Annotated in this window: 15 protein-coding genes and 1 tRNA gene; 8 read left to right on the forward strand and 8 right to left on the reverse strand. The window is 48.8% G+C overall.

Annotated features, from left to right (window positions below; all coding sequences use genetic code 11):
- Nucleotides 1-289 precede the first annotated feature (289 nt).
- From QUF18_RS16700 to QUF18_RS16715, 4 genes are all read left to right on the forward strand, one after another.
- Nucleotides 290-1,360 (forward strand): hemin-degrading factor, encoded by a 1,071-nt coding sequence (locus QUF18_RS16700; protein WP_289388413.1) that lies wholly within the window; start codon nucleotides 290-292, stop codon nucleotides 1,358-1,360.
- Nucleotides 1,361-1,524: 164 nt separating this feature from the next.
- Nucleotides 1,525-2,469, forward strand: a complete 945-nt coding sequence (locus QUF18_RS16705) for a heme/hemin ABC transporter substrate-binding protein (protein ID WP_289388414.1) — start codon at nucleotides 1,525-1,527, stop codon at nucleotides 2,467-2,469.
- A 141-nt stretch (nucleotides 2,470-2,610) separates the two neighbouring features.
- Complete coding sequence (locus QUF18_RS16710) at nucleotides 2,611-3,747, forward strand: FecCD family ABC transporter permease (protein WP_374807195.1); 1,137 nt, start codon at nucleotides 2,611-2,613, stop codon at nucleotides 3,745-3,747.
- Nucleotides 3,748-3,749: 2 nt separating this feature from the next.
- On the forward strand, nucleotides 3,750-4,538 hold the full coding sequence (locus tag QUF18_RS16715) for a heme ABC transporter ATP-binding protein (protein WP_289388416.1): 789 nt from the start codon (nucleotides 3,750-3,752) through the stop codon (nucleotides 4,536-4,538).
- A gap of 59 nt (nucleotides 4,539-4,597) precedes the next feature.
- Here QUF18_RS16715 and rirA read toward each other — a convergent pair whose 3' ends face one another.
- Together rirA and QUF18_RS16725 are read right to left on the reverse strand one after the other, a co-directional pair.
- Entirely contained in the window at nucleotides 4,598-5,062 is a 465-nt protein-coding gene (gene rirA, locus QUF18_RS16720; RefSeq protein ID WP_113943063.1) for an iron-responsive transcriptional regulator RirA, read from the reverse strand.
- A gap of 222 nt (nucleotides 5,063-5,284) precedes the next feature.
- Complete coding sequence (locus QUF18_RS16725; RefSeq protein ID WP_289388417.1) at nucleotides 5,285-5,743, reverse strand: YbaK/EbsC family protein; 459 nt, start codon at nucleotides 5,741-5,743, stop codon at nucleotides 5,285-5,287.
- Nucleotides 5,744-5,966: 223 nt separating this feature from the next.
- On the opposite strand from QUF18_RS16725, the gene QUF18_RS16730 reads away from it, so the two are divergent.
- Nucleotides 5,967-6,056 (forward strand) — tRNA-Ser (locus tag QUF18_RS16730).
- A gap of 96 nt (nucleotides 6,057-6,152) precedes the next feature.
- A complete protein-coding gene (locus QUF18_RS16735) occupies nucleotides 6,153-7,307 on the forward strand; it encodes a tyrosine-type recombinase/integrase (RefSeq protein ID WP_289388418.1) in 1,155 nt (384 codons plus the stop codon).
- Here QUF18_RS16735 and QUF18_RS16740 read toward each other — a convergent pair.
- The 4 genes from QUF18_RS16740 to QUF18_RS16755 all read right to left on the reverse strand — a co-directional run bounded on the left by QUF18_RS16740 (nucleotide 7,304) and on the right by QUF18_RS16755 (nucleotide 10,662).
- Nucleotides 7,304-7,510, reverse strand: coding sequence for a helix-turn-helix transcriptional regulator (locus QUF18_RS16740; RefSeq protein ID WP_289388419.1), 207 nt, complete (start codon nucleotides 7,508-7,510; stop codon nucleotides 7,304-7,306). The two genes, QUF18_RS16735 and QUF18_RS16740, sit on opposite strands and share 4 nt — an antisense overlap.
- A 256-nt stretch (nucleotides 7,511-7,766) precedes the next feature.
- The gene (locus tag QUF18_RS16745; RefSeq protein WP_289388420.1) at nucleotides 7,767-7,958 is read right to left on the reverse strand and encodes a hypothetical protein; all 192 of its coding nucleotides are present in this window, start codon (nucleotides 7,956-7,958) and stop codon (nucleotides 7,767-7,769) included.
- On the reverse strand, nucleotides 7,955-9,748 hold the full coding sequence (locus QUF18_RS16750) for a DNA cytosine methyltransferase (RefSeq protein WP_289388421.1): 1,794 nt from the start codon (nucleotides 9,746-9,748) through the stop codon (nucleotides 7,955-7,957). The genes QUF18_RS16745 and QUF18_RS16750 overlap by 4 nt, the downstream gene beginning before the upstream one ends.
- Complete coding sequence (locus QUF18_RS16755; RefSeq protein ID WP_289388422.1) at nucleotides 9,745-10,662, reverse strand: hypothetical protein; 918 nt, start codon at nucleotides 10,660-10,662, stop codon at nucleotides 9,745-9,747. The genes QUF18_RS16750 and QUF18_RS16755 overlap by 4 nt, the downstream gene beginning before the upstream one ends.
- Nucleotides 10,663-10,832: 170 nt before the next feature.
- Here QUF18_RS16755 and QUF18_RS16760 point away from each other — a divergent pair, with 170 nt between their 5' ends.
- On the forward strand, nucleotides 10,833-11,693 hold the full coding sequence (locus QUF18_RS16760) for a hypothetical protein (protein WP_289388423.1): 861 nt from the start codon (nucleotides 10,833-10,835) through the stop codon (nucleotides 11,691-11,693).
- A gap of 92 nt (nucleotides 11,694-11,785) precedes the next feature.
- Here the strand turns inward: QUF18_RS16760 and QUF18_RS16765 are convergent, their stop codons facing one another.
- Together QUF18_RS16765 and QUF18_RS16770 are read right to left on the reverse strand one after the other, a co-directional pair.
- Complete coding sequence (locus tag QUF18_RS16765) at nucleotides 11,786-11,917, reverse strand: hypothetical protein (RefSeq protein WP_289388424.1); 132 nt, start codon at nucleotides 11,915-11,917, stop codon at nucleotides 11,786-11,788.
- A gap of 308 nt (nucleotides 11,918-12,225) precedes the next feature.
- Nucleotides 12,226-12,588: an XRE family transcriptional regulator gene (locus tag QUF18_RS16770; protein ID WP_289388425.1), complete on the reverse strand. Its 363-nt coding sequence runs from the start codon at nucleotides 12,586-12,588 to the stop codon at nucleotides 12,226-12,228.
- 63 nt (nucleotides 12,589-12,651) lie between these two features.
- Between QUF18_RS16770 and QUF18_RS16775 the strand changes: the two genes are divergently transcribed.
- Nucleotides 12,652-12,933, forward strand: coding sequence for a helix-turn-helix domain-containing protein (locus QUF18_RS16775; protein ID WP_289388426.1), 282 nt, complete (start codon nucleotides 12,652-12,654; stop codon nucleotides 12,931-12,933).
- Nucleotides 12,934-13,042 lie beyond the last annotated feature (109 nt).

Consider the following 13,042-nt stretch of genomic DNA (forward strand, 5'->3'; position numbering starts at 1 on the left):
CTGGCTCAACTCTGGTCGATGCGGTCATCAGAGCAATTCTGTTTTCCACACAACATTATGGACATTCACGATTTTTTTAATATGACATCGCGTGTCCACTATTGCTTCCAATAATTAATATGATATTTTGTGTCAAGAAAGCTTCCTGAAAATAAACAGGAGGTTGCTTCGATGCAACACCCGCCGCAAGGCACCGATAAGCTGATTTGACGGCCATGGGGGCTGGTCAGATTTGACCATAGCACTAATAGATCGCACCCAAAGGCGCGGTCGGTATAGGCATATAATAATGACTGCAACGCACACTGTTTCCTCGTCTTTGACACCGCAAGACATTCTGCGCCTGCGCAGTGAAAACCCGAAATCGCGTGAGCGGGATTTTGCTCAGGCCAACGGCATTACTGAAGCAGATTATATTGCTGCGCATGTCGGCACGACAGCTATTCGCCTGAATGTGGATATTGCTGCTATTCTGAATGGCGCAGAAACACTCGGCGAAGTAATGGCGCTGACCCGCAATGAAAGCGTTGTGCATGAAAAAATCGGACCTTATGAAAAGGTTTCCGTTGGCCCGCATGCTTCTATCGTGCTCGGTAAACAGATTGATCTGCGGATTTTCCCGAAAGCATGGGCTTACGGCTTTGCAGTAGAAAAGACCGACAGCGAAGGCAATATTCGCCGTTCTCTGCAGTTCTTTAACCGACAGGGCGATGCCGTTCATAAAATCCACCTGCGTGATAATTCTGATCTGGCTGCCTATGAAGCGCTTGTCGCTCAGCTGCGTTCGGAAGAGCAGACCCAAACTGTTGAAACCAAGCCTGCCAAGCAGAGCGAGCCAACAGATATCGCGACTGTTGATGTAGACGGTTTCCGTGACCGTTGGACAAATCTGACTGATGTGCATCAGTTCGTTATGCTCTTGCGTGATTTCGCAGTCAGCCGCAAACAGGCTGTAGAACTCGCCGGTGAAGAATTTGCCTGGGAGCTGGAAGCCGGTACGGTTGAAAGCATGATGAATACAGCTTCTGAAACCGGTCAGCCGATCATGGTTTTTGTCGGTAATAATGGCTGCATTCAGATTCACACTGGTCCTGTTAAAGAGATCAAGATGATGGGACCTTGGCTCAATGTGATGGATCCGACATTCCATATGCATCTGCGCACCGATCACATTCACAGCGTTTGGGCTGTTCGTAAGCCTACCAAAGACGGCCATGTGACATCGCTTGAAGCTTACGACGCACAGGGCGAAATGATCGCTCAGTTCTTTGGTGAGCGTCATGAAGGTGAAGTTGAACGCACCGACTGGCGTGAGCTGGTTGAAGCATTACCACGTCTGGCACGTTCAGCAGCTGCCTGATTTATATGATTATAATGCAGAGCGGTTTTGCCGCTCTGCATTGCTATTTTAAACGCCGGTTTTCTGGTCGTAAAATAAAATGCTTTGCGATTGAGACGGCATTGAACTCATGAATGACGGTCATCAGTGATTTTCGATGGCTGAAACAGCCTCGGATTAATCGAATGTCTTTTGCCCGTAGCAACCATCTTTCATCACGAATTAAATCTTATCGTCTGGCTGCTGCTTTTGCCGGTGGCCTGTTGGCGGCAACTGCAAGTCTTGCGCCGGTATCTGGTATTGTTGCTGTAGCGCAGGCCGAAGAGCTGAAAACATTCAAAGACAGCTCGCGTCTGGTTTCTGTTGGTGGTGCGCTAACCGAAATCGTTTACGCTTTGGGTGAAGACAGTAAGCTCATTGCCCGTGATCGCACCAGTGTTTATCCAAAATCTGTGACCAAACTTCCGGATATCGGCTATATGCGCCAGCTATCCGCTGAAGGCGTGTTGTCTGTTACGCCGACCGCGATGCTGGTTATTGAAGGCAGCGGGCCGGTTGAAACAATGGATGTGCTGAAACGCGCCTCTGTTCCGATGATCGTTGTGCCGGAAGTTTTTACAGCGAAAGGCATTGCCGATAAAATTATAGCTGTTGGTGAAGCGCTTGGCGCACAGGAAAAAGCGACTGCGCTGGCCGCAAAGGTTGAAGCAGATTTGAAGGCTGTTGAAACCAAAACAAGCACAATCAAAGAGAAAAAGCGGATTCTGTTTATTCTCTCGCTTCAGGGCGGGCGCATCATGGCTTCCGGGCAGGGCACTGCCGCAGATGGCATGATCAAGATGGCTGGCGGCGTGAATGCGATCGGCGAATTTCAGGGCTATAAACAACTCACCGATGAGGCATTGGATAAAGCTGCACCGGATTTGATCCTGCTGATGGATACCGGCGTTGATAAAGCGCTGGATGATCATTCGGAGCTTTTAAGCAATCCGGCTTTGGCAGCCACACCTGCAGGCCGCAACAAATCAATTGTAACGATGGATGGTCTTTACCTGCTGGGCTTTGGTCCGCGTTCAGCTGAGGCTGCACGTGAACTCTCCGAGAGCCTTTACGGTAAAGCACCTCAGTAAATCTGTATATCGCTGATATGTCATCGGAGCGGCATGTTCCGGTGACTTCTTTTTGAATATTGAAGTTACGCTTGTAGAAAAAATGTAAGGCGTGACGGCGCGCTACGGAAAGCAAATACATTGACTGATACTGTTGGCGATATGCCTGTGTCTCACTTTGCTAAACGCAACGGATCAACAGAGACGCTTGTTGTGACTGATGGCAAAAACGGCTCAACCGTTCTGCAAGGTGACCGTTCCCGACAGGCTCGATTTCTGATTGCCATGCTGGCTGTTCTGCTTGTGGTTGTTGCACTGTTCAGTCTGACAGCAGGTGCTTCACAGGCATCGAGTTGGTCGGTTCTGAAATCGCTATTTTCTTCTCAAGTCGATCCGAACGATCTTGCCGCACAACGCGATCACATCATTATCTTCGATATTCGTCTGCCACGTATTGTACTCGGCATCCTGATCGGGGCATCACTGGCCGTTTCCGGTGCAGTGATGCAGGGTTTGTTTCGCAATCCGCTGGCTGATCCGGGACTGGTTGGTGTTTCATCCGGCGCGAGCCTCGGTGCGATTATGATTATTGTTCTGGGCGGTACCTTTCTCGCGCCGGTACTCAGTGTGCTTGGTATGTATACGCTACCATTAGCAGCATTCATCGGCGGTCTTGCTACCACGCTGATCCTCTACCGTGTTGCAACCCGCAGAGGTCGTACATCGATTGCGACCATGTTGTTGGCGGGTATTGCACTTGGTGCCATGTCCGGCGCTTTCAGTGGTGTGCTGGTTTATATTGCAGATGACCGACAGTTGCGCGATCTGACTTTCTGGGGCATGGGCTCGCTGGCTGGCGCCACATGGATCAAGATTCTCACAGCAGGTCCTATCATTGCGCTAACATTGGTTGCAGCCCCATTTTTGGCACGCGGGCTCAATGCGCTGGCACTGGGCGAATCTACAGCCAATCATTTGGGGTTGCCTATTCAGCGGATTAAAAATACGGCGATTGTGCTTGTTGCTGCGGCAACCGGTGCATCTGTCGCCGTGAGTGGCGGCATCGGCTTTGTCGGCATTGTCGTGCCGCATTTGTTACGCCTGTCTATCGGGCCCGATCATCGTTATCTGTTGCCGGCTTCGGCACTTTTAGGTGCCAGTATGTTGCTGCTTGCCGATGCTGTGAGCCGCACAGTGGTTGCACCGGCAGAAATTCCGATCGGTATTGTCACCGCATTTGTCGGCGCACCGTTCTTCCTCTGGATATTGCTGCGCCGCCGTGGCTTGCTGGATTTGTAATTATGATTGAAACTAAAAATCTGGCCGTTCAGCTTAGCGGTAAAACCATTCTTGAAAACGTCAATATCACCGCCAAACCAGGTGAGGTGACAGCGATTGTCGGGCCGAACGGCTCCGGTAAAACGACACTGATCCGCGCACTTTCTGGCGATCTGCCTTATACAGGGCAGGCACTGCTCGATGGTGCGCGTTTTGAAAGCTACAAGCCTTGGCAGATGGCCGAGCGCAGAGCTGTCTTGCCGCAAGCCAGCGCTCTGTCTTTTCCGTTTACTGTCCGTGAGATCGTTAATCTCGGACTGACGGGCGGTCGGTCAGGACTAACCGCAGAGCAAGAAAAGCATTTGCCGGATCAGGCGCTTGAGCTTGTTGATCTCACAGGTTTCGGTGGCCGTTATTATCAGGAGCTGTCAGGCGGCGAACAACAGCGTGCGCAATTAGCCCGTGTGTTGTGTCAGGTCTGGAAGCCGGTGCTGGATGGTAAGCCGCGCTATCTGTTGCTGGATGAACCTGTTTCCAGTCTGGATATCCGCCATCAGATTATCGTTATGGACATTGCGCGTAATTTTGCTGCAAAAGGTGGCGGCGTGATCACCATTCTGCACGATCTCAATCTGACAGCCCTTTACGCTGATCATATTATTATGGTGCATAATGGCGGCATTGATGCCAGCGGCACGATAGCAGAAACTTTGACGAATGAACGCCTGCTGCGGGTTTATGAATGTCCGCTTCAGGTGGGCGTTACACCTCCTGCAGGACAGCCATTTATATTGCCGCATTCGGTATTTTGATTGAAAATGAAAAAAGCCCTGAAACAGTTGTTTTAGGGCTTTTTCAATAGAAGCTTTAATTAATGAGCTGCTGCAACAGCGCGCGGCGCTAATTCATCAATACCCAGCAGCATACGTACATTCGGACGCGCATCAATCAGATCCTGAATGCTGTATTTTCCAAGCACAGCGAAGAACGCATTGAGCGCTTCACGCAGTGCAGAATTCAATGCACAGCTGTCGATCAACGGGCATTCGCTATCGCTATCGAAACATTCTGCCATCGCAAAATTATCTTCTGTGACGCGAACCACGTCAAAGAGAGAAATTTCTGCTGCGGGACGAGCGAGCTTTACGCCGCCATTGCGTCCGCGTACTGTCGTCACAATATTATTTTCGACAAGCGGCTGCAGAATTTTAAACAAAAACAATTCTGAGACCGTATAGGCCTTGGCGATTTCAGCAATACGGCTGAGATTGCCTTCATTTGCTGCACAATACATCAGCATACGAATAGCATAATTGGTCTGTCTGGTAAGACGCATTTCAGGTCCTTTCCCGCAGGCGACGAAGCACTGCTAAAAACATGAGTGCAGTTTAGAACTATTCTGAATAAATATGAAGTCCTGATTTGCATAAAAGTAACTAAAATTAATCATGTTTTAGTGATTTTGCCCAGCCCCTTTATTGAGAGAGGGCTAAAAAACAGAATAAGGTGTTCATCCCGACTATTCTTTGTCGCCTGTAAATCAAGATTAATCAGTGCCTTATTGGCAGACATCGACCCAAATTGCATTGGTTAGTTCAGCCAAACGATGTGGGTTAATGCGTACGGCACTATTCGTAGCGCCGGCCGCTGGCAGCACTTCATCAAAGGCTTGTAATGATATATCGCAATAAATTTTGAGGTCATCAGCAACACCAAACGGACAGACACCACCAACAGGGTGGCCTGTTGCCTCTAATACAGAATCAAAATCCAGCATCCTTGGTTTGTTCTGAAATTGGTCTTTGAATTTGCGATTATCGAGACGCGCGTCACCACGGGCAACAAGCAGGATCACATCATCGCCAAGCTTGAGAGAAAGTGTCTTCGCAATCTGTGCAGGCTCTACATTATGTGCTGTAGCTGCCTCTATAACAGTCGCAGTGCTGGTTTCCAGCTCAATAACCTGCACGTCAGGGGCTTTCTCAGCAAAGAATGCTTTTACGGTTTCTAGACTCATGGGATTTCCTGTATTTCTGCACCATTTAAGACACGCCATTACAAAGGCCGAGCCTTCAAAACATGGATGAAATGGCATGATGGTACAGAAAGGTGAGGGCTCTCAACAATTATTTGTAAACAAGCACAATAATTTACGTCAAAGTGATTGACGAAGCGCGGGGAGTGAATGTATGTAGCCTTCATTCGCCATCATAGCGCGCTTCGGGCTGATTTGCCTGCAAGGAGGGGTGGCCGAGTGGTTTAAGGCACCGGTCTTGAAAACCGGCGTGCGGGAGACCGTACCGTGGGTTCGAATCCCACCCCCTCCGCCATAAAATCTAAGCTATTGAAATTGTTTATGCATCCAGCTTGATTTTTGCCTGTTTTCCCATACTTTCAACACTGAGGTTATGGCAAAAGGGCACGGAATGGCACGGAATAAACTATCAGAAACACGAATTCGGTCGCTTGCTAAGGCTGGCATATATTCGGATGGCGATGGTTTGTTTTTGCGCGTTCGTTCTGGTGGATCAAAACAATGGTTTTTCATATTTAAGCGCAATGGTCAGCGCACGGAAATTGGCCTCGGTGGATACGGGCAGGGTACTGCTCCGGTGCCACTGTTGCTTGCTAGAGAAAAGGCTGAGGAAATCAGGCAGCGCTTATCGCGTGGTGAAAAGTTACATCGGCGGAAAACATTTGCTGATATCATGGATGATGTGCTGGACGTTAAAAAGGCAAGTTTTCGTAACGATAAGCACAAAGACCAGTGGGTCATGACACTGACAAAGTATGCAGCGGCTCTGCATAAGGTACCTATAGCTGATATTACCCGTGATCATGTTGTCGAAGTATTGAAACCAATCTGGACAAAAATACCAGAGACTGCAGATAGGACGCGTCAACGCATTGCTGCTGTTATTGATCACGCCAAGGCTAGAGGTCTCTATACAGGCGACAACCCAGCTGATTGGCGTGGTGGATTAAAAGAACTATTGCCTGCGCGTAGTAAATTGACCAGAGGCCATCACGCTGCTGTTAGTTATAAAGAGCTTCCTGGAGTTTTGGTGAAGTTGCAGCAGTCACTGGCAGTTTCAGCACGCGCTGTTGAATTCATCGCATTAACTGCAGCAAGATCTAATGAAGCGCGGTCAATGACATGGATGGAAATAGACTTTACAGAAAAGCTATGGACCATACCTGCTGAACGAATGAAGGCTGGCAAGGCTCATGAGGTTCCACTGACGGATCGAGCTATCCAAATTTTAAAGGATCAAGAAGCAGTCAGAACGAGTGATCTGGTCTTTGAAGGTGAGCGCGTAGGCAGGCCAATTTCGGATACTGCAATGGTAAAAGTATTTCGAGCGGCAGGTGCCGGTGATGCAACTCTCCATGGGCTGCGTTCGTCATTGCGTGATTGGGCTGGTGATGAAACGGATTATCCACGTGATGTTGCGGAAGCTGCTTTAGCCCATACAGTTAAAGATAAGACTGAGGCAGCATACCGGCGCGGCACTGCTTTAGCTAAGCGCCGCGCGATGATGGATGAATGGGAAACCTATTTATACCGGTCGCGGGATTAATTACTGCGATTGGCAATTCTTTCATTAATCCAGTTGTCTACTTCGGCACGCACGTAGGCTATTCTTTTTACACCAATTTTTACCGGAGCGGGGAATTGGCCTTCCTTTGCCATCATCATCAGTAGCACTCTGGACATGGTGGTGGCTTCCGAGGCTTCCTTTGGCGACATGAGGCGCGGGCGGTTATCAATATTTCCTTGCATTATTTACCTCCTGTCTGAGATTTCAATGCTGTGGTCACCGTGACCAACTCGTGGTTGCGCGTCCGTAGGAACGGAATTATGCGGTCGTCATCTTCGTGCCTTTTTGCCTCACTGGATCTAGCTTCAATTATTTGAAATTGATCACCAACCTCCAGTTGTGCAACTGCGGTGCTTATTGCGGCCTCTCGTGACGGTTCATCACAAGCCAGATCATAAGCAAATTCATCAACCTGTCCGGCATACCAGCTCCAAGGTGTCATAGATCACCTCGTTTAATGGTTTCTTCCATCATGGTTGTGATGATGGAAGCGGCGGCCACGGCTCCAAACTTAGCCCCTAATAGTGGCATGGCAGCACCAACTAACGCCGAAGCAGCCAATGCCTGATCTGGAAGCTTTACGGCTTGATGTGCAACTTGCCCTGCAAATTCATTATAGATATTGCTCATTCCGCAGCCTCCCTCCAATGTATAAGATGCTGGCAATTGGCGGCGACTAATGCCTCTGCAACTACTGGAGAGACGGAATTACCGCAGCAAGATACAAGCGTGGTTTTGGAGATTGGTTTGCCTGAGATATCTAAGTCCAGCCGATAGCTGGGTGGAAAGCCTTGTGCGTTGAATAGTTCTCTCGGTGTAAGCATGCGCATGCCGATATCAATGATGGTGTAAAGATCTCCACCAATTGAAATGGTCACAATTTCACGCTCATCCCACGCGCCATGTTCGCGTAAGAAATCTGCGACTTGTTTGGCGCGTTTTATTTGGCCGGCTGATAGTGGCTGCGTGTTTAAATCACACTCAACATCTGCAAACCGATCTTTGGTCGTGATGGTATGACACGGTTCCTGCATAGTTGTGCCTTCACCGGTGCCGTAAAATTTCATCAGGTACGGTGCAACAAGGTTCTGCTGGGTGCCTTTTGCTGTGATTGTTGAAAGAGGCTCACTCAATGCTCGACCTGCGTGTGTGGCTCCATTTGGCATTGTGTTGTGCTGAGCCATGAATGCAGTGACTAAAGCTGACTTGCCTTGTCCCTCAGGCATTACAGTGGCTGCTGGACGTTCAAGTTCATGGCCAGTTGATGTTCCAAACTGGCGAGATATGAATGCTGTAGCTAAGCCGAATTTACCGCCGCCAGCTGTAACCGTTCCGATAGGCTTGGACAGATCTAGCACTCGAGGTGCTTGGCTTTCTCTTTCGCCATAACCCATCTGTATCAAAGTTGGCACAACCACAGAGTTCTGGTCTTTCCGGCTGGCAGTGATGGTATGAACTGGTTCCGCAATACTGCGTAATGAGCCACCGTGTTGCGCAGCTGTCATTATTGGACAGATAACGGCCTTCTCGCCTCGGTTTGCGCCGGTAATGGTGTTGAGTGGCTGATCTGCGACCTCTATCCTTCCGCCATGTGTAAGGTTGACTAAAAATGGACGTTGAGCATCCAGCACGAAACGCTGCATGCCACGGGCAATTCTAGCCAATGTGTTGGTTGCCAGTGGTCTAATGGCGCGGATATTATGCTGTTGATGAATTTCAACGGATGTTTCGAAAATTGAAGGGCATGGTTGTGACCAGTCAATTATCTCCGCAGCTGTGCGCCATGGAAGTTTTTTGCCACTGAGCACGTCTTTCTCTGTTGGTTTGCCGTGCGTAGGCATAGGCCATGTAATCGGCTTGCCATCACGACGTGCAATCAAAAAGAACCGTTTCCGGATTGTCGGTGCACCATAATCGCAGGCGCGCAGCTCGCGCCATTGCAGTTTATAGCCGAGTTTACGCAGTGCTTTACACCACTTTTCAAACGTATGACCTTTACTGTTTGGGCAGGGCATTAAACCACGATCTGTTTCCACAAGAGGACCCCAGTCGCGAAACTCTTCCACGTTTTCCAGAATGATAACATCTGGTTTTGCGCGTACTGCCCAGAGCACAACTACCCATGCGAGATCACGAATATTGCGCTCAACCGGCTTGCCACCTTTGGCCTTGCTGAAGTGTTTGCAGTCAGGTGAAAACCATGCCAACCCGACATGCTTGCCTGCTACATAATCGAGCGGATCCACTTTGTAGATGTTTTCAGACAAGTGCAGAGTTTCAGGATGATTGACCTCGTGAAGCGCAAGCGCTGCAGCACTATGATTGATCGCAATGTCCGGTGACCGACCGAGAGCCATCTCAATGCCGGTCGAAGCACCGCCACCGCCAGCAAATGAATCAACGATAAGAGGTGCAATCATTGGCCTGCTTCCAATGTGGGGGCGCACTCAGGGCATGGCGACAGGAACTCACTGTCTGGGCGCTGAATTTCCTTCGTGCTGTTGCAATGTGTGCAGCAAACAGGTGGCTGGTTATTTTGCGCTGGGGCTGCGGCTAAAATTAAGCCGTGTGGTGCAGATACTTCCATAAAGTGGGTTGGCTCCCATTTGAGACGCATGGCTTTTTTTAATGAACCGGCGTTTTCATTATGGTGGTCAATAAATCGCTGTGCTCTCCGAACCGTCGCGCACCATCTACCTTTACCGTCAAAAGCACCGATGACGATCAGACGACCAAGCTCACGCTCGCCAAGTAATGAAATGTCATGCCAATGGTCAGACAGAGTAGGTGCACCAAACAAATCTAAAGCTATCGCAAGATTCATGATGACTTGTGAGTAATGATTATGCTTTTCCCATTCGACGATACTGGTCAGTTCGATTAAAGCGGTGCCAGCTGCGCGTACAGCGGTTGTAAATGATGTGTCAGCATCTGCTGCGTTTGAAAGCATCTGGCTGTGGAGATTGGCGGCAATCAGCAAAGCCCGTAGATCCACAGTCTGCACTGCAATGCGTTCCGACAGGTTGTCACCGGCAAGCAGCGTTTCATAAGTCCGCAGCAACTCAGAGAGGTCGAGCGGCGCATGATACGGTGCCTGCTCAACATCTGACAGATTGAACCAATAATCGCGTCTGGTTGGTCTATCATGGATCGTCTGGGCGTAGTCTTTGGCTTCCTGTGGGCTATGGAACGCCACACAGCATGGGTTAGTGCCACAGATTAATTGATAGCCTGCGCTGCATGCAGCCGTATCTACCCAATATGTGCCATAGGCGGTGATAGCGCGAAAACGGCTCTTGTATTCTGTCCATTCAAGTTTGGATTCTTGGGTCATGCTCGCACCGCCTTTACATAGAATGAATTGTCGGCTCTTCTGGCAGTCATGCGTATGATCTGCGGGAATCTTCGCGGGCAATTCTTAAAGGTAAGGGCGGAGCTATGAAGTTCAGGGGCTTGGCAGCGATCTTTGAAGCTTAGATTTCTCAGTGGTGTATAGGGGGCGGTATGCCAACATTTGAGTTTCGCATCATAAATCCGAATAGCGGTCGTAAGATCAAACGAATTATAAAGGCGTTTGATGAGGAGCAATTGGTTGAATTGCTCGCTAAAGATGGCCTTGTTCCACTTGATGTAGAAACAATTCCCGATGAGCCTGCCTCTGAGGCGCAGTTGGGACTTATGCGAGCGAAAATGCTCCATATTCCGGCGGGCGTAACCAAAGACGAAGCTTCTAGCTTGCTGGATAACTTCTTCGAAAGGCGGAGTGTTGCTGAGCCGAAAGATTTTGAAGTAGCTAGAAAGATGCGTGTTGATGTCAATCAATACACAAATAAGAAAAGACTTTTTTACAGCATTTTCATTGACTTGACACAGCAAGGTGACATGCAGAGGCTTGGTGCCTGGTATGCTTACCGTGTCTATAGAAGTGGTTGCGACCGCGATCAAAGTGATGCCGTTAGCGATCCTTTGGATATGCGATTTTCTGCGATTGGTGCGCTTATTGCTGCGGATGCCAAGCTCGTAGCCTCGTTGAAGAGAGCGATCACCAGTTCCAGCGTGCATTTCCGTTGGTTCGGTATATTTGAGGCTCCCGATGGAACCTCGTTGCAAGGTGATGGTACTCACTCTGAAATTTATAAGTTTGTTGCTAATCAATTGGGCAGTAACGGTTTGTTCAAGCTGCAAACCAAACCTATTAGTAATAAACTGAATAGCGGTCGGAGTGTTGAGCAAAGCACCTATCAACAGAGTGGATGGCAGGCAGATGCATCCACTACCAAGAAGAAATTCGGGTTTTGGAGTGCCGTTGAGCTTATCGCTATACTGCTGGGCTTGTATTGGGTTGCGAAATGGTTGTTTAGCTAACATCACAACGCCCCACTTATCGCATTGCGCTGACGGGCAAGGCGAGCAGCGCTAAGCCCGAAACGACTAATATCATCTTTTGAATACCCGCGTTATTGCAGGTTTTCTTGCGTCGTTCGCACGCCTGCCGCATCCATGCGCTGCATGGTCGCGGCCATTTCATCTACTGACAGTTTCTGCCAGCTCGGAAACAAACGTCTGTGACTATTTACCAGTTTGAGCATGATTACATCTCCATACGACATGGAGATAAAATGCGCATTACGCACATTTGTGTCAATAGCAAATGTGCGTAATGCGCATTTATTGATTTTCGTGCTTCATTAATGTGCGTAATATCGACTGGTACTATCGAATCAAACAGTAACTCAAATGGGGAATGGGCAAGAGATTATTACCTGCCTGCCGATAATCTGCAGTGCGTCCAATAGGGCGTTAGACGCAAACGTAGTTATTACGGGGAGCGAAATGGATATATCTACTGAGTTAATCGTAGAATGGAATAGATTAACAAAACGGGAAAAGAAAATATTTATCGCTTTCTGGCAGCAATCAAAGCCTTCAAAAGCGGGAGCATTGCAAGTTTGTCTTCTTCGGTTGCTTCAGCAACAAGCCGATTAAACTCTAAATCTAACTCATTGTTTTCACTGTCGGTACTGGTGGTTGGCGGGTTTCCTTCGCCTGTCAACAACCAAGCCTCGCTTACTCGATACGCCCTTGCATATTGGGTAGATACGCGCCCAATCCCACGATTGCCTTGTTCGTGCTGGGCATACGAATTGTAGTTCCAGCCAAAAAACTCACACGCACTTTTAGCTGTTTTAAAGCCACGTGCAATTCGAGCTTGCTCTAAGCGTTTGGCAAAATCCGGTCTTGTGTCTGTCATGTTTTGCATATTGCACACTTTCAATGTGCGTTTCGTCTTGACAAATAATTGTGCTTAACGCACATATTTAGTATGACCGAAACGATTTTAGATATTCCATCACTACGGAAAGTGCTGCGGCTCACTCAATCTCAGTTGGCTGAGATGGCAGGTGTAAACTTGTCAACAGTTTGGCGGTGGGAAAATGGTGGGGTTCCCAAGAGGGGGCCAGCACGCGCTTTTCTGATGCGATTAAGTCAAGAATCCATCGATATGGCAACTACGTCTGCATTGTCCCCGACAGACGTAAACGGAGCGCAATGCTGTGAAAACAATCATTGCGCTCCGACAGCCATTTATCCGGAGGGTATTTGATGTTTTGGCGAAGCTTTGTGGCATGACCTTTAGTTCCTAGTGCGGCTGTTCTGACAGTCTGAATTTTTCACATTGAAACATTTCCCACAACGGGAAACGCCGCTGGGTT

Source organism: Pseudochrobactrum kiredjianiae, assembly GCF_030362795.1.
GTDB lineage: Bacteria > Pseudomonadota > Alphaproteobacteria > Rhizobiales > Rhizobiaceae > Pseudochrobactrum > Pseudochrobactrum kiredjianiae.

Excerpts from the sequence above, each read along its gene's own strand:
- QUF18_RS16700 (WP_289388413.1), top strand. The coding sequence starts at position 290 with ATGACTGCAACGCACACTGTTTCCTCGTCTTTGACACCGCAAGACATT.
- QUF18_RS16705 (WP_289388414.1), top strand. The coding sequence starts at position 1,525 with ATGTCTTTTGCCCGTAGCAACCATCTTTCATCACGAATTAAATCTTAT.
- QUF18_RS16710 (WP_374807195.1), top strand. The coding sequence starts at position 2,611 with ATGCCTGTGTCTCACTTTGCTAAACGCAACGGATCAACAGAGACGCTT.
- QUF18_RS16715 (WP_289388416.1), top strand. The coding sequence starts at position 3,750 with ATGATTGAAACTAAAAATCTGGCCGTTCAGCTTAGCGGTAAAACCATT.
- rirA (WP_113943063.1), bottom strand. The coding sequence starts at position 5,062 with ATGCGTCTTACCAGACAGACCAATTATGCTATTCGTATGCTGATGTAT.
- QUF18_RS16725 (WP_289388417.1), bottom strand. The coding sequence starts at position 5,743 with ATGAGTCTAGAAACCGTAAAAGCATTCTTTGCTGAGAAAGCCCCTGAC.
- QUF18_RS16735 (WP_289388418.1), top strand. The coding sequence starts at position 6,153 with ATGGCACGGAATAAACTATCAGAAACACGAATTCGGTCGCTTGCTAAG.
- QUF18_RS16740 (WP_289388419.1), bottom strand. The coding sequence starts at position 7,510 with ATGCAAGGAAATATTGATAACCGCCCGCGCCTCATGTCGCCAAAGGAA.
- QUF18_RS16745 (WP_289388420.1), bottom strand. The coding sequence starts at position 7,958 with ATGAGCAATATCTATAATGAATTTGCAGGGCAAGTTGCACATCAAGCC.
- QUF18_RS16750 (WP_289388421.1), bottom strand. The coding sequence starts at position 9,748 with ATGATTGCACCTCTTATCGTTGATTCATTTGCTGGCGGTGGCGGTGCT.
- QUF18_RS16755 (WP_289388422.1), bottom strand. The coding sequence starts at position 10,662 with ATGACCCAAGAATCCAAACTTGAATGGACAGAATACAAGAGCCGTTTT.
- QUF18_RS16760 (WP_289388423.1), top strand. The coding sequence starts at position 10,833 with ATGCCAACATTTGAGTTTCGCATCATAAATCCGAATAGCGGTCGTAAG.
- QUF18_RS16765 (WP_289388424.1), bottom strand. The coding sequence starts at position 11,917 with ATGCTCAAACTGGTAAATAGTCACAGACGTTTGTTTCCGAGCTGGCAG.
- QUF18_RS16770 (WP_289388425.1), bottom strand. The coding sequence starts at position 12,588 with ATGCAAAACATGACAGACACAAGACCGGATTTTGCCAAACGCTTAGAG.
- QUF18_RS16775 (WP_289388426.1), top strand. The coding sequence starts at position 12,652 with ATGACCGAAACGATTTTAGATATTCCATCACTACGGAAAGTGCTGCGG.